This is a genomic window from Nonomuraea sp. NPDC048892 (assembly GCF_040649735.1).
Lineage (GTDB): Bacteria > Actinomycetota > Actinomycetes > Streptosporangiales > Streptosporangiaceae > Nonomuraea > Nonomuraea maheshkhaliensis.
In genome coordinates, this window is the sequence record NZ_JBEZFZ010000019.1 from 118,228 (window position 1) to 135,082 (window position 16,855).

The following is a 16,855-nucleotide window of genomic DNA, read 5'->3' on the forward strand; positions in this document are numbered from 1 at the left end:
CTGCACTGCGGCTACATAAGCGTCAAGAGGTGGGTCGTTGCGCAAATGGGCGGTTTCGCGATCGTTACCGGGGGCCCCATCGCAAGGCGGTGCCCACCCGAAACAAGCACATGGCACCCTGGCGTTCGACCTTAGGAATCGCTCATGGCCGCAGAGTCACCGTTCACCGGCCGAACCAGTGTCACCAGCGGTTCTACCGAAATCACCCAGGAGAACCGGACTCTTCGCGACCTGGTGGAGATCTACCGTCACCTGTCCGGACTAGCTCTTCAGGACGCCGACATCGCCACGGTCGCCCACCTCATCGCTCAGCGGACCGACGTGACGGTGGCTGTCATCAGCCACAAGATGGGCATCCTCGCCGCCGCCTCACCCGGACAGAGCAACGGCAGCGCCATCCAGTACGTCCATGACCATCTGATCCATCCCCGGCTGGCGCACATGCTCGCCAGCGCCGGCAGGTCCCGCCACCCGCTCCGCCTGCCCGACCCGGCGCACGGCCGCGCCCGCATAGTGGCCCCGATCCTCGTCGGCGACACCGTGCCCGCCTATCTCGTCTCACTCGTCGCGGCGGCCCCCGACCAGGGCGAGGACATCGACCTGCTGATCGCCGAGCATGCCGCGACGATCTGTGGGGTCATCCTGGCCCGCGAGCGGGTCTTCTTCTCGGCGGCCAGCCAGGTCCGTGACGATCTCGTCGAAGGGCTGCTGTCCGGATCGGGCCGGGACAACGACGAGGTCACGCGCTGGGCGCAACATCTCGGCTACGACACCGAGCGTGAGCACCGCGTCTTGTCGATCATTCTCGAGTCCCCAGCGAGCGACACCCAGCGCAGCGCCCTCGTCGCCGAACGCGCCGCCGGTGCGGCTGCCCGCCTGTTCCTCGCCCAGTCGCCGGATGCGATCACCTCCGTACGCACCGACGAGGTAATCGTGGTGCTGACCGAGAACACCTCGCCGGGTTCGACCACCAGGGCTGAGCAGCTCGGCGCTCTGTGCATGCAGCGACTCGGGGCGCTGTTCCCCGATGTCGGCGTGTCCATCGGCGTCGGTGGCGCGTTCCGCGAACCGGCGCACATCGCTCGCTCGTACGAGGAGGCACGGCGGACCATCGAGGTGATCCGGCGGCTCGGCCGGCGCGGCGCCGTGGTCGCCTTCGACAAGCTCGGCATCAGCCGCCTGCTGCTCCAGGTGCCCGACATCGAGACGCTGCGTGAGTTCGCCACTGACATCCTCGGCGAGGTGCTGCGCCACGAGAAGAAGCACCATTCGGAGTACATCGCCACGCTGATCTGCTATTTCCAGGAGAACAACAGCCCGCAACGGGCGTCCAAGCTCCTGCACGTGCATCCCAACACGGTCACCTATCGAATTCACCGGATCGAGGAGATCACCGGGCTGGACCTGAACACCTATCGCGACCGCCTCGCCGTGCAGGTCGCCTTGGAGATCATCGATGCCCTTGAGGTCAGTGCTTGACCTCGGCGGAAGGGTCACTCGCCGTCACGACGGCGGCGGCGGAATAGACGACGCCCGCACCGGTCGACGAGTCGATGTACCGCGGGATCCAGCTCTCCTCGTCATCCACCTGGGTCGCACCCCACCCGTAGCCGACATTGAAGCCGGTCGAGGTGTGCACGCGAAACAGGAACATGTTGTCCGACAGCCGGCGGCCGGGGCTGACGAAGGCGTCCATCTCGCGTCGGGCAAGCTCCCACGCGATCTCCACCTCCTCCAGCGTGGTCGCCTCGATCATCAGGTGCTCAAGCCGGAGAGAGCCGGTTCCCTCCAGCAGGGCGATGCTGTGGTGGCGCGGGTTGCAGCGCAGGAACCACATCTCGCCGAGGTGCGCGCCGAGGTTGATCGCGTCGGACACCTTCATGCCCATCACATTGGTGTAGAAGTCGAGCCCCCGTTGGAGGTCGGGCACCCACAGCACGACGAAGCCGAGGCCGAGCGCTCCGGTGACGGTCCGCGACGTCGGCCGCTGCCCCTGGTAGGAGCCCGCCGTCTCCTGCGGGCCGACGAAGAACTCGTGCCGAAGGCCGAAGGGGTCGATGAAGGCGATGAGCCGCTCGACCGAGCGGGCCGCCGCCAGACGCGCCGAACCCGCCGTCACCTCGAACCCGGCGGCGCTCAGGTGGGCCGCGACGTCCTCCAGTGACTCCTCGGAGCCGATCTCCCAGCCAAGATAGAGCAGCCGATCGGAGTCGCCCGGGTGGATCGCGAGGCGGTGCGACCGGTCGCACCAGCGCACCCGGACCGTGCCGTCCGGAAGCTGGTAGGTCTCGAAGCCGAAGACACGCGGCCCGAAGTCCAGCCAGTCCCGCGCCGACGCGGACTGCACGCCGACGTACCCGAGGCTTCGCATGCCGCATCTCCTTGCACTTCGTGGCGCACAGGGTGCGCCACGACAAGAATACGTGGCCGGAATGCCGGCGGCCATGGCAAGGTACGTGGCCGGAAAGCCGGCGGCCACGGCAAGAATGCTTGGCGGAAAGTCGGCGCCGCCGCTCAGGTCGGGGCTGCACGTAGCACCGGCTCGATGTCCGCCGCCGCCTGCTCGCCGTAGGCTTCACGCAGCCGGGCCACGCCGGTGTCGGCGTCGATGACCCACTCCTGGGCACCGTTCGTCTCCAGCACCAGCGTGGCGACCAGCGCCCCGAGCTGAGCGGCCCGCTCCAGCCCCAGCCCGCTGTTCCCGCCGGCCAGGAAGCCGGCCCGAAATCCGTCGCCGACGCCGGTCGGGTCGGCGATCGTCCGGGCCGTCACCACGCCGACGTGCAGTGAGCCGCCGTCGCGGCTCACGATGTCGACGCCTCGGTCGGACAGGGTGGTCACTCGCAGGCCGACCCGGTCAGTGAGCTCGTCGGCCTTCCAGCCGGTTTTGCGAATCAGCAGTTCCAGCTCGTACTCGTTGGTGAAGAGGTAGCGTGCGCCGTCGACCAGCGCGCGGCACTGGTCGCCGTCGAGGCGAGGAAGTTGCTGCGAGGGGTCGGCGGCGAACGGCACGCCCAGTGCCCTGGCCTCGTTGGTCTGCGCGACCATCGCGCCTGGATCGCTCGCGCCGACCAGCACCAGCTCGATGCCGTACCGCTCCACGATCGGGGCGAGGGAGATGTTCTTCGTCTCCGTCATCGCCCCCGGGTAGAACGACGCGAGCTGGCACTGCTCGTCATCGGTCGTGCAGGTGAAGCGCGGGGTGTGGGCCGTCTCGACGGTGAGGACGCCGCCGCAGTCGACGCCGTGCTGTTCCAGGATCGCCCGGTAGCCGGCGAAGTCGGCGCCAACCGCTCCCACGAGCACCGGTCGTTGCCCCAGAACCCCCATGCCGAAGGCTATGTTCGCGCCGACCCCGCCACGGTGGACGACAAGATCGTCGACCAGGAAGCTCAGGGACACCCGATCGAGCCGGTCGGCCACCAGATGTTCCGCGAAGCGGCCGGGAAAGTGCATCAGGTGGTCGGTGGCGATCGATCCGACCACGGCGGTCCTCCCTACGGACACGGCTACTCCTCAGCGATACGGTCAGAAGACGATTGTGGTGCGGCCGTTCACCAGGACGCGGTCCTCGCAGTGCCAGGCCACGGCTCTGGCCAGCACAGTCCGCTCGATGTCGGCGCCGCGCCGCGTCAGCTCCTGCACACTTGCGCGATGCGACACCCGGACGACGTCCTGCTCGATGATCGGTCCCTCGTCGAGTTCCTCGGTGGCGTAGTGCGCGCTCGCCCCGATGAGCTTCACGCCGCGCTCCTTGGCCTGCTCGTACGGCCCGGCACCGGCGAAGGCGGGCAGAAAGGAGTGGTGGATGTTGATCACCGGTACTCCGGCCCGGTCCAGGAAGTCGGCCGAAAGCACCTGCATGTAGCGGGCCAGCACGATCAGATCGACCCGGCCTCGCAAGAGGTCGAGCTGGCGCTGCTCGGCCGCCGGTTTGGTGGCCCTGGTCACCGGGATGTGCTCGAACGCCACGCCGAACGAGGCCACCTCGTCGGCGAGGTCCGGATGGTTGGAGATGACCTGGCACACCTCGATGGGGACCTCTCCCCGGCGGGCCCGCCAGAGCAGGTCCAGCAGGCAGTGGTCGTATCGCGAGACGAAGAGCGCCACCCGGGTCGGCGCGGAGGCGGCGCGGAAACGGAAGTCCGCGCCGAGCCGCGCCGCGACGTCCTCCTGGAATTCCTGTTCCAGCCGGGGCAGTTCCTTGTCCAGCCCCGCCAGGCGGAATACGACGCGCAGGAAGAAGCGGCCGCCTGCGGCCCCGGTGGAATCTTGGTCGGACTGCACGATGTTGGCGCCACGTCGGTAGAGGAACGACGAGACGCAGGCGACGATACCCGGCCGGTCGGTGCAGGACACGACCAGCCGGCCGACATCTGGATCCGTGGGGGTCCCCGTGGGGGTCTCCGTGGGGGTCACAGCGTGGCCGGGACGGAGTCGGCGGACAGCGCGGCCGCCCGGCGGAGCAGATCGGCCCGATCGGTCCGCTCCCACGGCAGGTCGAGGTCCATACGACCGAAATGTCCGTAAGCGGCGGTCTGGCGGTAAATGGGGCTGTGCAACCCGAGGTACTTGCGGAACGCGGCGGGACGCAGGTCGAAGTGCTCGGCCACCAGCTTCCTGATCACCGAACGGCTCACCCGCTCGGTGCCGAACGTCTCGATGAGCACCGACACCGGCCTGGCCACCCCGATGGCGTACGCGACCTGTACCTCCGCCCGGCGGGCCAAGCCCGCGGCGACGACATTCTTGGCGACGTGGCGTGCCGCGTAGGCGGCGGACCGGTCGACCTTCGATGGGTCCTTGCCGGAGAAGGCGCCGCCGCCATGCCGGGCGAATCCCCCGTACGTGTCAACGATGATCTTGCGTCCGGTGAGGCCCGCGTCACCCGCGGGGCCGCCGATGACGAACCTGCCGGTGGGGTTGACCAGCAGGCGACGGTGTAGGACGTCGGCGTCGTACAGCTCGGCCGGCAGTTCCTCGGAGACGACATGACGCCAGAGATCTTCGCGGATCTGCTCCAGGGGCGTCTCCTCGGCATGCTGGGTCGAGATCAGGACCTGCTCAACGCCGACGGGGACATCACCCTGGTAGCGCACCGACACCTGCGTCTTGCCGTCCGGGCGCAGGTAGCCGAGCGTCCCGTCCTTGCGCACCGCGGCAAGCCTGCGGGACAGGCGGTGCGCCAGCGCGATCGGCATCGGCATGAGTTCCGGCGTCTCGTCGGTGGCGTAGCCGAACACCATGCCCTGGTCGCCGGCGCCCGCGCGGTCGAGCTCGTCGCCGGAGCGGTCGCTGCGGTGCTCGTGCGCCAGGTCGACGCCCTGCGCGATGTCGGGTGACTGCTTGTCGAGCGCCACCAGGACGGCGCACGAGTGACCGTCGAAGCCGTAGTCGCCGTTGTCGTAGCCGATCCGGTTAATGGTGTCCCGGACGATCCGCGTGTAGTCGAGCACCTGCGGCGTGGTGATCTCCCCGGCCAGGACGACCATGCCAGTGGTGATCAGGGTCTCGCAGGCGACCCGGGAGTTGGGGTCGAGGGTCAGCGCCGCGTCCAGCACGCCGTCCGACACCGCGTCGGCGATCTTGTCGGGGTGGCCCTCGGTCACGGACTCGGAGGTGAACACATAGTCGTCGTCGATTCCCGGCTGACTCATGGCGCAGGCTCCTGTGGCGATGGTTTGAGCGGGTTCAGGGGGTGGACGGCGCCGGTCAGCTCAGACCGCACCGTGGCGGCTCCGGCGACCATGGCCGCGAGTTTGGCCCTGGCGAGGGGCGCGGAGATGTTGCGCAGTCCACAGTCGGGGTTGATGACCAACTGGTCGGCCGGGACGAAACTGAGCGCACTCCGAATTCCGGCCGCGACCGCCTCCGGGGCCTCCACTTCGGCGGACTTGACGTCGATGACGCCGAGCCCGATCGTGCGGCCCGAGCCGAACTTCTCGATCACTGGCAGATCCGCGTACCCTTTGCGGGCGAACTCCAGGACGAACTGGTCGACCTTGGCGTCGAGCACCGCGGGGAACAAGAAGTCGTAATGGCCCTCCCATGAAGGGCGCGCGTAGCGGTTGCCGTAACAGATGTGCAGCGCCCAAGTGACGTCGACGCCCTCGGTCACGATGTTGACGGCTCTGATCGCGGTCTCCACCTCACCGGGGTATCCGGCCAGGAAAGGCTCGTCGATCTGCAGGAGCCGCGCACCGCGTGCGGCCAGCGCACGTGCCTCGCCGTTGAGCACACGCGCAATCGCCAGCACCAGCTCGCGGGGGTCGTCGTACGCTTCGTTCCGTATTCGCCGCGACAGCGAGAACGGCCCGGTGAAGGAGAACTTGACCGGCCCCGAAGTCTGCTCGGCGGTGAAGGCGAAGTCGTCGGCCAGCATCATCGGCGCCGTGACCGGGACGGGCAGCCGCTCGCTGACCTTGGCCTCGTAGTAGTCGAAGTAGAAGTCCTTCGAGGTCCGCGGGATGTCGATGCCCGGCATCCTGGCCAGGAAGTAGTCGATGTCATTGTCGCGGCGCAGTTCGCCGTCGGAAACGATGTCGATACCGGCCAGTTCCTGGTCGCGGAGCGCTGCCTTGATCGCCATGTCGTGCAGATCTTGGAGTTGCGCGTGACTCATCCGGCCGCGGTAGTAGTCGGTCTTCAACCGCTCCATCCACTCCGGCACCGGGTAGGACCCCACGACGCTGGTGGGGAGCAGCGGTAGTCCGCTCATCAGCTCCGGCATCAGTCCCTCACCTGCGCCGTCATCGTGACGATGTTCCCGCCCACCCGATGGGCGAAGGGCGCGTAGTGCACGTCGAAGCCGTTGCGCCGGCCCACATGCGCCAGCAGTGGTCCGTTGACCCAGTTGACGACGGACCCCTCGTACTTTCCCGGCCCTCGGAAGTTCGCCCGGTACGCGTGCACATCGGTGACGAACAGGTCATGGCAGACAAGCCTGCCGAACGGATGCAGAAGTCTCAGGCTGTCGGCGAAGCTCGCCACCGCCCCGTTGCTGACATGCATGCGGATGTCAGCGCCGGATTCGAGTAGCGGCCGCAGCAGTTCCCCGCTCATGGCCGGGGCCAGGGAGTACAAGTCGAGACCAGGCAGCGGCACGTAGCGCTCCTCCAGCCGGACCACGTCCCACACCGCCCGCCAGAAGGCGACGGCGGCTTCCACGTCGGCGAACCGGGCCGGATCGGCTTCGGTCAGCAGCCCCGGCCCCAGCCGCAGTAGCTTGTGCACCAGAGCCGGCAGCTCATCCGCTGCGACCCCCACCGACTCGGCGAGCCCGGCCACGTCGGTGTCGTTGAGGTAGGCGCGCGTCTGGACGCAGTAGGTCCGGCCACCCAGCTGGGCGACCTCATCGGTCGGCAGGTTGTCGTAGACATTGGAGATGTAGACGAGGAAGACCTTGTACTTGAGAAAACCGAGCGTGGTAGACGGCGCCGTGGCGTCGAGCGCGAACGAGCTGATCCGCGCCCGATGCTCGCCCACCGCCTCGCGGGCCAGGTCGAGCACATGCGGGGAGTAGTCGCACATCATGTAGTGCAGGCGCCGGTAGTAGTCGCGTCCGTGCCCGGCGTCGAGGACGCGGAACTCGTCCAGGAAAACCTTCGCCTGGGTGCCGTTGCCCACCCCGAGTTCGACGACGTAGAGCTCCTCGGGCAACGCGTCACCGTCGGCCAGCGCGTCCCACACCTCGAAGAGGTCACGGATCACCGCGCGCGCGGCGTCGTGGTTGTGCGCGTCGCTGACACCGCCCGGCAGGGCCTGCTCGTATCCCCGACCGGTGGACTTCTCCCACAGGTCCAGGTCCTTCCAGTAGCGGGCGTTGAAGTCCCACACGCAACTGCGGCTCCCCAGCCCCCAGTCCTCCAGCCAGATGCGACTGCTCTCTCGCCGCAGTGCCGCGGTGACCTGCGCGACGGACATGCCGGGACTGCGTCGTACGTCGACCGCGATCTCTATGTCGTCGTCCCGGACGCCCAGCGGCACGATGGCGGGGCCGGGCCCAGCGCTCAGCTCCGGGCGCGGCAGGATCGCCCGGACGTCGACCGCGTTGCGGAAGTTCGACTTGTACTGGACCCAGTCGCACACGAGCCGGACCTTGCCGAGGTCCATGGAGACCTCCTGCAACGCCTCGATGACGGGTGCGAGCGAGGTCATGAGGTCCAGGGGACTCGTACCGCTGGTTTGAGAGTGAGGCCGGAAGTCGACGAGCATGACCTGTGCCCTCCATCGGGTGGTGGCGGTTCTGATCGGAAAGCTACGGTCGGCGACCGGGGATACCGGCCCGCCGCAAGATGTCGGGCACGCCGTGTTCGAAGCCGAGCGCCATGAGATGCACGCCCGCGACGCCGGGGATCGCGGCGAGCCGCTGCACGGTCTCCACGCACACCCGCATCCCCTCCTCCTCGACCCGGTCGGCGGGCACCCCGCGCAACCTCCGGCCGACCTCGTCGGGAATACGCACGCCGGGGACGGCAGTGCTCAGGTGTTCCAGGGCACGCAGTGAGCGGATCGGGCCGACCCCGGCCATGATCTTGCAGCGTTCGGTGACACCGAGATCCCGCAGGTCCGCCATCCAGCGCTCGAACACCTCGAAGTCGAACACGTACTGCGTCTGGACGAACTCCGCGCCCGCGGCCACTTTCTTCGCCAGCCGGCGGGCCCTGAATTCCAGCGGAGGCGCGAACGGGTTCTCGACCGTGCCGATCAGCCAGACCGGGCGCTGGGAGACGGTCTTGCCGGACATGAGCACGCCGTCGTCCCGCAGGGTGCGCGCGGCCCAGACGAGTTGCAGCCCGTCCAGATCGAAGACCGGCTTGGCCTCGGGATGGTCGCCGAACCGGGGATGGTCGCCGGTCAGCAGCAGCAGGTTCGGGATGCCGAGGGCGCCCGCCGCGAGCAGGTCCGACTGCAGCGCCATCCGATTACGATCGCGGCAGGTCAGCTGCATCACCGGCTCGACACCGGCGCGCTGGGCGAGCACGCTCCCGGCCAGGCTCGACATCCTGACGTTCGCCCCCTGGTTGTCCGTGATGTTCGCGGCGTCGACCCAGCCCCGCAGCAGATCCGCCTTACGCGTGACCGCCTCCGCGTCGGCCCCTCTCGGCGGGCCGATCTCGGCGGTGACGGCGAACCTGCCCGCTTCGAATGCGGCACGCAGCCCGCTCATCGCGGCCTCAACCCCAACTCGCGTCGCAGCAACGGACGAGGTTCGTCCTTGCTGGGCGCGGTCCCCAGCCCGTCGTCGCGCCCCTGCCAGTAGTTCACCCACGAGCTGCGATCCCATTCGCGATGATCCACCGGGCGCTGCAACAGATCCAGATCGGAGCCGTGCCCGGCGCCCTGTGCCCGCTCGAACGCGATCACCCAGACGCAGGCCAGCTCAGGATGGACCTCGCAGCGGCCATCGGCGGCCACACCGCCGCATGGGCCGTTGCGCAGTTGCTTCGGGCAGGTCATCGGGCAGGTGTAGCCGGTGTCGGGCAACGCGCACTGACCGCACATACGGCAGCCGTACAACCGCTCTTTCGCCACCCGCTCCACCCTGGTGAACCACCGGTAGGCCAGCCGCCTGCGTTCGAGCCAGGCGCCGAGCCTCCGATACAGGGAGTTGGCGGCAAGAACAGGGTGCAGGGCGTAGCTGACCCGAGCTTCGAGCCGGGGAACCACGGGGCGGGGCCGGCCATCCCCACATGCACGCTGCTCGCCCACGACCAACTCCCTCCGGATGAGCGGCTGCCGACGCGGCCCGAGGGCCGCTCACCGCTGAGATCGAGGCTGCCAGAGTGGTCAACGCGTGTCTTAGGCCCGCACACCAACACTGAGGGGACGTTCATTGTGATAGCTCACAACCGCGCCTTACTGTCTCCGCTCAGGCGTCGAGGGCGACCGGATGTTGGGCGTGAGGTGCCTAGAAGCAGGCGACATCGAGCGAGCGGGCCAGGCGCGGAACCAAGTGATCGCCTCCAACCCGGACTATCGGTTTCCGGCCATCGCCAAGCTGCTGACCGTGCAATGCACCGTGGTCGCCGGCAACGTGGACGAGGGCATGCGAGCGGCCGCAAGCGTGGTGGACGACCTGCCGGACAAGCGCCGCACAACCATGGTCGTACAAGCCGCACGAATGGCCCTGCGCGCAGTACCGATGGGCCAGCGGGACCGGCCGGCGGTACGAGACGTGCGCTCGCTGCCGGCCATCGAGGACTGACAGGGGGATTTGGCGCAGGGTCTATGGAGCTGCTGCCGGCCAAAGAAGTACGGCCTTCCTGGGACTGTACGGTCTTCGGCTCTGACTGGACACGCCCCGATCCGGCGGGCCTCCTGGCCCTCGGGGTACTTCCTCGGGGCTGGCATCGTCGTGTGATTCTCCCTTCCGTCAGCAAGATTTTGCTGACTTCAGGGCCTCCACGAAACCCGGGGCGGTTCACTCCCGGGGTTTGAATTGGGGCCCAACACCGCGCGAAGCCCTCGCCTGATGCATACGTGTCGGCGACCTCCGCCCCCAGCGGTGCAGACGAGGCCGGGTGAGATCTATCGAGAGAAGCCAGTGCATCGTCTTGACCGGCCGGATCGCGGCTTTTAGGTCCCGCCGGTCGCAAAATCGGCCGGAGATTTTCACCTGCGCGAACCTCCCACCACCTTATGCCGAGAGCGGAATTCGCTCATTTGTGCGAAACCTCCTTGCTATTTATTTCGAATGGGTATTGAATAAGAAACGCAAGCCAAGAAAAAAGGGAGGCTCTTATGAGCTTCGTACAGATTCTGGAATTCGATACCAAACGCGCCACGGAAGTCGAGTCGCTCATGAACGAGTGGCGGACGCAGACCGAGGGCACCCGCTACGTAAGACGCGAGGTCGTGGCGAAGCACCGCGATCGCCCCGATCACTACGTGGCCGTCGTGGAGTTCTCCTCCTACGAGGAGGCCCAGCGTAACAGCAAGCTGCCGGAAACCGACCGGTTCAACGAGCACATGGGCAGACTGTGCGAGGGCCCGATCGAGTTCTCCAACTACGATGTGATTCGCGATAAGAGCTGATCACCATCTGAACGTCGCGAAAAGCTCAACCTGCGCTGTGGTGTGTGAGAAGATTCTCGCGCCATGGCGCGGGCGATTTTTTATGTCAGCCTTCATGTAGGGGATCCGTAGGCATTGCAGTGTCCCCGGTGGCTGGGAATTCACACCGACGCCGAGCGCAGAGGCCCTTCGCATGGCAGACGCCGGTCGAGGTCGCGGGGGCGATCCGTTGGCCGGAATATCGAGCGGGTCAAGCGACTGGGCGCGGCGGGCCTCCTGAGCCTCGGGGCGTGTGCAGCTGCTGCGCGCGGGATCCGGGCTGACGGCAGGCCCGATAAGGACCTGGCACTTACCGCCTGGTCGGCCGCTCTGGCTAGCGCCCACCTCGCATGCCGGGTGAGTGCGACGTACAGTCGAGGTATCCGGAAACGACGACATCCCGCCGCTTTGAGGTGCCTGCCAAGGCCGGTTCATTGAAAGGGCTGTCATGGACATCCTGCACCGCTTCCGTTCCAGATCCGGGGCATCTGCTGAGACGGCTGAAGCCGATGTGCCCCAGGGCGAGAACTCGCCGGTAGCGTCCGCGGAGCCGGACCCAAGCGCCGAGCTTTCCAGGCCGGTGCCCGTCACCCGCACCAGCGTGGCCTGGGCGGGCGTTTGGGCCGCCGCGCTCGTGTCCATCGCCTTCATCGTGTTCATGCTGCAGAACACCATTGCTACGCAGGTGTCCTTCCTCGGCCTGCACGGAACGCTGCCGCTGGCGGTCGCGATGCTGATCGCCATGATCAGCGGGATCCTGTTCACCTTGGTGCTCGGCACCGCCCGCATCACCCAACTCCGCCGCCTTGCCCGTCCACGCCGCCGCCAAAACCGCTGACAGCGGCCTTCTCCGGCGCCAAAGATTTGGCCACAGAGTGGCCCTGGCAGTCTCAAGCCAGTGCTGAGGGCGGCGTCGCGGCCTCCTGCATGGGCAGGCGAACTGTATCCCCGGAGCGCAAAGGCGCACCGCTGTTCGACGGGGAGGCAGAGCTGGCATGGCTTCGACAGGTACTGGCGCCGCCGATCAGGACCGAGGCGGCGCGGCTCCGCTCATCGACGGGCGCAAACCGGTCGCGGCGGTGGTCGCGTTCTGGATGTTCGTGCTGGTGCCGTTCGCGGCGCTGGCCGCCGCCGTGCCGGTGGCCTGGGGGTGGGGGCTCAGCTGGACCGACGTGGCGATCGCCGCCACGGCTTACGTCCTGACCGGGCTCGGCGTCACGGTGGGCTTCCACCGCTATCTCACCCACGGCGCGTTCAAAACCCGGCGGTGGCTGCGGATCGGTCTGGCCGTGGCCGGGTCTCTGGCCGTGCAGGGCTCGGTCATCCAGTGGGTGGCCGACCACCGTCGCCATCACGCCTTCGCCGACCGTGACGGCGACCCGCACTCACCCTGGCGCTACGGCCGCAGTGTGCGCGGTCTGGCCAAGGGGCTGCTGTTCGCGCATGTCGGCTGGATGTTCGGGCGTGACCTCACCAACCGGGATCGCTTTGCCAAGGATCTGCTCGACGACGGTGGCATCGGCCGGGTTGACCGGCTGTTCGGGCCGCTGGTCGCGGCCTCGCTGCTGCTGCCACCCGCCATCGGCCTGGCGGTGACCGGCATCTGGCAGGGCGCGGTGACCGCGTTCTTCTGGGGCGCTCTGGTGCGGATCGCGCTGCTGCATCACGTCACCTGGTCGATCAACTCCGTCTGCCACGTCTTCGGCGAGCGGCCGCTGAAGACCCGAGCCGGGGACCGGGCCGCGAACTTCTGGCCGCTGGCGATCCTGTCGTTCGGCGAGAGCTGGCACAACGGCCACCACGCCGACCCCACCTGCGCCCGGCACGGCGTGCTGCCCGGCCAGATCGACATCTCCGCCCGGCTGATCCGGCTGCTGGAACGGTTCGGCTGGGTCCACGAGGTACGCTGGCCGACGCCGGCGCGCCTGGCCGCACGACGCCGCGAGCCCTTCCCATGACCAGCCCTGACAAGGTGCGTCTCAGCCCGGACCCTGCCCTCACACGCCGGGGCGCGGTGGACAGGGCGTGGTGGCCCGCCAGCTACGACGCCGGCGCGGAGCTGCCCGCCCTGATCGCCGCCATCGACCAGCGGCTGGAGCGGCGGGTCCTGCGCGTGGGCCTGCATATGGACACCTGGGAAACATCCCCGCACCGCATCACCGCCCGAGGCCGCCAGGTCAAAGTGGGCTGGTTCCGCGCCATCGACCCCCACATGATCAACCTCATCATCCCGGGGATCGAACACATCAACCTGCTCGTCATCCCACCCGACACCACACCCCCCGCCGCCGACAAGGCCCTCGGCATGGCCACCCGATGCCGAGGCCGTATCCGCCCCGGCGACATCCTCACCGCCGCAGACCAGAACGGCCCCGCCGACGCCACCACCGAGCATGAGCCGAGCCTGGTCGACTGGGACAACGAAGGCGGCCAGAGCCGACAGCCCGCCCGCGGGTACCTTACAGCCTGATCCTTCTGCCTGGGATGGCGTGCGGTCAGGAGCCGTCCCGCGCGAGGCGTCGCGATACGGCCGCGTGATCCACGCCCAGCCGCGCCAGCAGCTCCGCCGCCGGGTCGGGACGTTTCAACTCCAGCAGCGCGCGCAGCAGCTGCCTGGTGTCGATGTCGCGGGTCCTGGCCTTCGCGGCCTTGACGGCCTTCGTCAGTACGGCCTGGGCGGTGGAGGTCATCGGCGGGTACTTGCGGGAGGGCACTCCTAGATCGGTGACGAGGTCTCCGAGGTCGATGCCGATGGCCCGCAGGGCCTCACGGTCCAGTGCCTCCAAGGCTGCGTAGGCGGCGTCCAGATCGACCTGAAGGGCTCGTACAGAGTCCGAGCCGGTCTCGTGGAGCAGGCCGAGCAGCAGGTGCTCGGTCCCCATGCGTTTGGCGCCCCCTCGACGCGCCTCCTCCCGGGCGGCGGTGACGACGACCACGAAGGGGCTGCCGGTGAACTGTTCGAACACGGTGTCCTCACTTCCCATGCTGGGCATGCGCGGACTGCCGCGACATGCCCAGCGCGTCACCGATCTGCTCCCATGATCGTCCCTGTCTCCGGGCGTGGGTGCCGGCTGCGGTCTTCACCTGTTCGGCCAGTGGGTGCAGCACTCCCACGGCTCGCAGGCCGAGGGCCGGGTCGTGTGCTTCGATGCGCTGCGTCAGGATTTCGATCCCATGTCTGTCAGTTTGTCTTGACACGACCTTTCTGTCAAGTGAAACTGACAGACACCGCGTCATCGTCGGTTTCCTGGAGGCACGTCATGCTCAAACAGATCGGTTTGCTGTGCGGTGTGGTCGCCGGACCGCTGTTCATGCTCGTTCTCCTCATCCAGGGAGCCGTCCGCGACGGCTATGACCCGATCCGTCATGCGGGCAGTTCTCTGGAACTGGGCAGCAGGCTCGGATGGATACAGCAGGCCAATTTCCTTCTGGCCGGAGTGCTCGTGATCGTCTTCGCGCTGGCCCTGCCCGGCGCGCTGCGAGAGCGCGGACGGCAGTCGGCCTGGGGATCGCTGCTCGTCGCCCTGTGGGGAGCGGGGCTCATCGGGGCGGGCGTCTTCCTGGACGATCCGGTCAGCGGCTATCCGCCGGGGACCCCGGCACTCACCGTGCCCCCCACCCTCCACGGCGACCTGCACGGCAAGATCTCCCTTGTCGGGTTCCTGGCGCTGGCCGTCGCCTGCTTCGTGTTCACTCGGCGCTTCGCGGGCTGGGGCGAAGGCCGATGGGCACTGTATTCGGCACTCAGCGGAATCCTGTTCTCCATCGGGTTCGTCCTGTTCGTCGCGGCCTCTCTCCAGGTGAATGGTCTGGTCGAAGTCGGCGGCCTGATCCAGCGCCTGACGGTCGGCATCGGCTGGCTCTGGCTGATGCTGCTGGCGATCCACTTCATCCGGACGCCCGGCGGCCTCCTGCGTGTGGGAGGGAACCGGGCCGCACGTCAGCAACCCTGAGCGGGTGGTTCAGATGCCGAAGTGGCTGACCTACCGGTGGTTCGGCGGTGTACTCCGCCAGAGGGACGGAGGTGAGGTTCTCCGCGGCGGTGTAGGCGAAGTGGTCGAACGGCCCGATCTGGTCGAAGAACCGCGCGAGGTCCTCGGGGGAGGAGACGTCGACAGTGAGGCCGGCGGCGTTGTCGGGGAGTTCGGCGAGGGCGCGTTCGACCGATGCTGGGCGGCGGGAGCCGATGACGACCCTCGCGCCGGTGGCGGCGCTTCTCCGGCCAGCGCTGATCTTGTGCGAAATCGATCATTCATGAGACACCCTGCAGCCACAGTCCGTCTCTCGTCATCCGGTGCCGCCGGGAGAGACCAGGCCGGTCTCGTAGGCGACCACCACGGCTTGGACACGATCGCGCAGGCCGAGCTTGGACAGGATGCTGGCGACGTGTGTCTTCACCGTGGCCACGCTGAGCGACAACTGGCCGGCGAGTTCGGCGTTGCTCAGGCCGGTGGCGAGCAGACGCAGCACGTCCAGCTCCCGAGGCGTCAGGTCCGACAAGTCGCGGTGGAGGGTGGGCTTCACGTTGTCGCGGCGGGCGAAACGCTCGACCAGGCGGCGGGTGATGGTGGGTGCGAGCAGAGCGTCGCCGGAGCGCACCAGACGTACCGCGGCCACCAGGTGCTCGGGTGAGACGTCCTTGAGCAGGAACCCGCTCGCGCCCGCGGTGAGCGCAGCGTAGACGTAATGGTCGAGGTCATAGGTGGTCAGGATCAGCACGCGGGTGTCCTCATTGCCGCCCGTGAGGATCCGTCGGGTGGCTTCGAGGCCGTCCATCTGCGGCATCCGGATGTCCATGAGCACGACGTCGGGCCTGGTCCGGCGGACCGCGGCGACGGCTTCGTCCCCGTTGGCGGCCTCGGCCGCCACGTCGATGCCGTTGGCGGTGAGGATCATACGGAATCCCGTACGGACCAGTGCCTGATCGTCGGCGATGACGGCGCGCAAGGGCTCGGTCATGCGGTCCTCCACGGGAGGCGGGCCTTGATCCGGAATCCGCCCTCGGCCGTCCGTCCGGCGTCGAGGGTTCCGCCGTAGACGGCGAGCCGCTCACGCAACCCGAGCAGCCCCCTCCCGCCACCGGTCCGGGGCTCGGCTCTGCGTGTACCGCCGGTGTCGGCCACCTCGATCTCCAGCCAGTCGCCGCCATGGCCGATCTTCACGGACGCGGCAGCCCCGGGCGCGTGCTTGATCGTGTTGGTGAGGGCTTCCTGTACGACGCGGTAGGCGGCGAGGTCGATCCCGGGGGGCAGCGGCCCGGGCGGCGACACCGCGACGTCCACCGGCACTCCGGCGGCGCGGACCCGTTCCACCAGGGCGTCGAGCTGGTCGAGCCCGGGTTGGGGTTCGAACCCGTCGACAGGCCCGTCGAGGCGTTCGCCGCCCGGGCCGGCCAGCAGGCCCATGACATGGCGCAGCTCGGCCATGGCGGCCCGGCCGCCGGACTCGATGGCGAGCAGCGCCTGTTTCGACTGTTCCGGCTCCGCGTCCATCACGCTGCGGGCGGCGCCGGCCTGGATCACCATCACATTGACATTGTGGGTCACCACATCGTGGAGCTCGGCGGCGATCCGGGAGCGTTCCTCCGCGACGGCCCGGCGCATGGCGTCCGCCTGCTCCTGTCGTATCTCGGTGAGCCGGCGCCGCCAGAAGCGGACGAAGTTTCCGAGCACGCCGGCGCTCAGCAGGGCGAAGAACGGGCCCATCCAGCCGGGCGGCGCGGGCGCGATGTCCCCGAAACCGGCGCCGAGAAGCCCGCCCGCGAGCAGCAGGCCACCCATCGCCAGGACCCGGTTGCGGC

At 68.2% G+C, this 16,855-nt stretch carries 18 protein-coding genes; 7 read left to right on the plus strand and 11 right to left on the minus strand.

Annotation, left to right across the window (positions count from 1 at the left end):
* The first annotated feature begins 144 nt into the window (after positions 1 to 144).
* Positions 145 to 1,479, plus strand: a complete 1,335-nt coding sequence (locus tag AB0C28_RS41385; protein ID WP_358080848.1) for a helix-turn-helix domain-containing protein — start codon at positions 145 to 147, stop codon at positions 1,477 to 1,479.
* On the opposite strand, the gene AB0C28_RS41390 is transcribed toward AB0C28_RS41385, so the two are convergent.
* The 8 genes from AB0C28_RS41390 to AB0C28_RS41425 all read right to left on the minus strand — a co-directional run bounded on the left by AB0C28_RS41390 (position 1,469) and on the right by AB0C28_RS41425 (position 9,711).
* On the minus strand, positions 1,469 to 2,371 hold the full coding sequence (locus AB0C28_RS41390) for a VOC family protein (RefSeq protein ID WP_358080851.1): 903 nt from the start codon (positions 2,369 to 2,371) through the stop codon (positions 1,469 to 1,471). The genes AB0C28_RS41385 and AB0C28_RS41390 overlap by 11 nt on opposite strands.
* Positions 2,372 to 2,514: 143 nt before the next feature.
* On the minus strand, positions 2,515 to 3,507 hold the full coding sequence (locus AB0C28_RS41395; RefSeq protein ID WP_358080854.1) for a carbohydrate kinase family protein: 993 nt from the start codon (positions 3,505 to 3,507) through the stop codon (positions 2,515 to 2,517).
* A 21-nt stretch (positions 3,508 to 3,528) separates the two neighbouring features.
* Positions 3,529 to 4,419: a formyltetrahydrofolate deformylase gene (purU, locus tag AB0C28_RS41400; protein ID WP_358080857.1), complete on the minus strand. Its 891-nt coding sequence runs from the start codon at positions 4,417 to 4,419 to the stop codon at positions 3,529 to 3,531.
* A complete protein-coding gene (gene metK / locus AB0C28_RS41405) occupies positions 4,416 to 5,657 on the minus strand; it encodes a methionine adenosyltransferase (protein WP_358080860.1) in 1,242 nt (413 codons plus the stop codon). The genes purU and metK overlap by 4 nt, the downstream gene beginning before the upstream one ends.
* Positions 5,654 to 6,730 (minus strand): hypothetical protein, encoded by a 1,077-nt coding sequence (locus AB0C28_RS41410; protein ID WP_358080863.1) that lies wholly within the window; start codon positions 6,728 to 6,730, stop codon positions 5,654 to 5,656. The genes metK and AB0C28_RS41410 overlap by 4 nt, the downstream gene beginning before the upstream one ends.
* A complete protein-coding gene (locus tag AB0C28_RS41415; RefSeq protein WP_358080866.1) occupies positions 6,730 to 8,157 on the minus strand; it encodes an SAM-dependent methyltransferase in 1,428 nt (475 codons plus the stop codon). Before AB0C28_RS41415 ends, AB0C28_RS41410 begins: the two co-directional genes overlap by 1 nt.
* A gap of 100 nt (positions 8,158 to 8,257) precedes the next feature.
* The gene (locus tag AB0C28_RS41420; protein ID WP_357858284.1) at positions 8,258 to 9,169 is read right to left on the minus strand and encodes a methylenetetrahydrofolate reductase; all 912 of its coding nucleotides are present in this window, start codon (positions 9,167 to 9,169) and stop codon (positions 8,258 to 8,260) included.
* Positions 9,166 to 9,711, minus strand: a complete 546-nt coding sequence (locus tag AB0C28_RS41425; RefSeq protein WP_358080872.1) for a methylenetetrahydrofolate reductase C-terminal domain-containing protein — start codon at positions 9,709 to 9,711, stop codon at positions 9,166 to 9,168. The genes AB0C28_RS41420 and AB0C28_RS41425 overlap by 4 nt, the downstream gene beginning before the upstream one ends.
* A gap of 244 nt (positions 9,712 to 9,955) precedes the next feature.
* Between AB0C28_RS41425 and AB0C28_RS41430 the strand changes: the two genes are divergently transcribed.
* From AB0C28_RS41430 to AB0C28_RS41450, 5 genes are all read left to right on the plus strand, one after another.
* A complete protein-coding gene (locus AB0C28_RS41430; RefSeq protein WP_358080875.1) occupies positions 9,956 to 10,207 on the plus strand; it encodes a hypothetical protein in 252 nt (83 codons plus the stop codon).
* 536 nt (positions 10,208 to 10,743) lie between these two features.
* Positions 10,744 to 11,037: a hypothetical protein gene (locus tag AB0C28_RS41435; RefSeq protein ID WP_357858275.1), complete on the plus strand. Its 294-nt coding sequence runs from the start codon at positions 10,744 to 10,746 to the stop codon at positions 11,035 to 11,037.
* Positions 11,038 to 11,503: 466 nt separating this feature from the next.
* Entirely contained in the window at positions 11,504 to 11,893 is a 390-nt protein-coding gene (locus tag AB0C28_RS41440) for a lipopolysaccharide assembly protein LapA domain-containing protein (protein WP_358080878.1), read from the plus strand.
* A 256-nt stretch (positions 11,894 to 12,149) separates the two neighbouring features.
* Positions 12,150 to 13,013 carry an acyl-CoA desaturase gene (locus AB0C28_RS41445; protein WP_357858610.1) on the plus strand — a complete coding sequence of 288 codons (864 nt, stop codon included), beginning with the start codon at positions 12,150 to 12,152 and terminating at the stop codon, positions 13,011 to 13,013.
* The gene (locus AB0C28_RS41450; RefSeq protein WP_358080881.1) at positions 13,010 to 13,525 is read left to right on the plus strand and encodes a DUF5994 family protein; all 516 of its coding nucleotides are present in this window, start codon (positions 13,010 to 13,012) and stop codon (positions 13,523 to 13,525) included. Before AB0C28_RS41445 ends, AB0C28_RS41450 begins: the two co-directional genes overlap by 4 nt.
* A gap of 25 nt (positions 13,526 to 13,550) precedes the next feature.
* On the opposite strand, the gene AB0C28_RS41455 is transcribed toward AB0C28_RS41450, so the two are convergent.
* A complete protein-coding gene (locus tag AB0C28_RS41455) occupies positions 13,551 to 14,039 on the minus strand; it encodes a Clp protease N-terminal domain-containing protein (protein WP_358080884.1) in 489 nt (162 codons plus the stop codon).
* A gap of 276 nt (positions 14,040 to 14,315) precedes the next feature.
* On the opposite strand from AB0C28_RS41455, the gene AB0C28_RS41460 reads away from it, so the two are divergent.
* On the plus strand, positions 14,316 to 15,008 hold the full coding sequence (locus AB0C28_RS41460) for a DUF998 domain-containing protein (protein WP_357858264.1): 693 nt from the start codon (positions 14,316 to 14,318) through the stop codon (positions 15,006 to 15,008).
* A 334-nt stretch (positions 15,009 to 15,342) separates the two neighbouring features.
* Here the strand turns inward: AB0C28_RS41460 and AB0C28_RS41465 are convergent, their stop codons facing one another.
* A complete protein-coding gene (locus AB0C28_RS41465; RefSeq protein ID WP_357858261.1) occupies positions 15,343 to 16,014 on the minus strand; it encodes a response regulator transcription factor in 672 nt (223 codons plus the stop codon).
* A complete protein-coding gene (locus tag AB0C28_RS41470; RefSeq protein ID WP_358080887.1) occupies positions 16,011 to 16,835 on the minus strand; it encodes a histidine kinase in 825 nt (274 codons plus the stop codon). Before AB0C28_RS41470 ends, AB0C28_RS41465 begins: the two co-directional genes overlap by 4 nt.
* Between the last annotated feature and the right edge of the window lie 20 nt (positions 16,836 to 16,855).

What these genes read in the sequence shown, in the direction of transcription:
- AB0C28_RS41385 (WP_358080848.1), top strand. Translation starts at nt 145, where the DNA reads ATGGCCGCAGAGTCACCGTTCACCGGCCGAACCAGTGTCACCAGCGGT.
- AB0C28_RS41390 (WP_358080851.1), bottom strand. Translation starts at nt 2,371, where the DNA reads ATGCGAAGCCTCGGGTACGTCGGCGTGCAGTCCGCGTCGGCGCGGGAC.
- metK (WP_358080860.1), bottom strand. Translation starts at nt 5,657, where the DNA reads ATGAGTCAGCCGGGAATCGACGACGACTATGTGTTCACCTCCGAGTCC.
- AB0C28_RS41410 (WP_358080863.1), bottom strand. Translation starts at nt 6,730, where the DNA reads ATGCCGGAGCTGATGAGCGGACTACCGCTGCTCCCCACCAGCGTCGTG.
- AB0C28_RS41415 (WP_358080866.1), bottom strand. Translation starts at nt 8,157, where the DNA reads ATGACCTCGCTCGCACCCGTCATCGAGGCGTTGCAGGAGGTCTCCATG.
- AB0C28_RS41420 (WP_357858284.1), bottom strand. Translation starts at nt 9,169, where the DNA reads ATGAGCGGGCTGCGTGCCGCATTCGAAGCGGGCAGGTTCGCCGTCACC.
- AB0C28_RS41435 (WP_357858275.1), top strand. Translation starts at nt 10,744, where the DNA reads ATGAGCTTCGTACAGATTCTGGAATTCGATACCAAACGCGCCACGGAA.
- AB0C28_RS41440 (WP_358080878.1), top strand. Translation starts at nt 11,504, where the DNA reads ATGGACATCCTGCACCGCTTCCGTTCCAGATCCGGGGCATCTGCTGAG.
- AB0C28_RS41445 (WP_357858610.1), top strand. Translation starts at nt 12,150, where the DNA reads ATGTTCGTGCTGGTGCCGTTCGCGGCGCTGGCCGCCGCCGTGCCGGTG.
- AB0C28_RS41450 (WP_358080881.1), top strand. Translation starts at nt 13,010, where the DNA reads ATGACCAGCCCTGACAAGGTGCGTCTCAGCCCGGACCCTGCCCTCACA.
- AB0C28_RS41455 (WP_358080884.1), bottom strand. Translation starts at nt 14,039, where the DNA reads ATGGGAAGTGAGGACACCGTGTTCGAACAGTTCACCGGCAGCCCCTTC.
- AB0C28_RS41460 (WP_357858264.1), top strand. Translation starts at nt 14,316, where the DNA reads ATGCTCAAACAGATCGGTTTGCTGTGCGGTGTGGTCGCCGGACCGCTG.
- AB0C28_RS41465 (WP_357858261.1), bottom strand. Translation starts at nt 16,014, where the DNA reads ATGACCGAGCCCTTGCGCGCCGTCATCGCCGACGATCAGGCACTGGTC.
- AB0C28_RS41470 (WP_358080887.1), bottom strand. Translation starts at nt 16,835, where the DNA reads ATGGGTGGCCTGCTGCTCGCGGGCGGGCTTCTCGGCGCCGGTTTCGGG.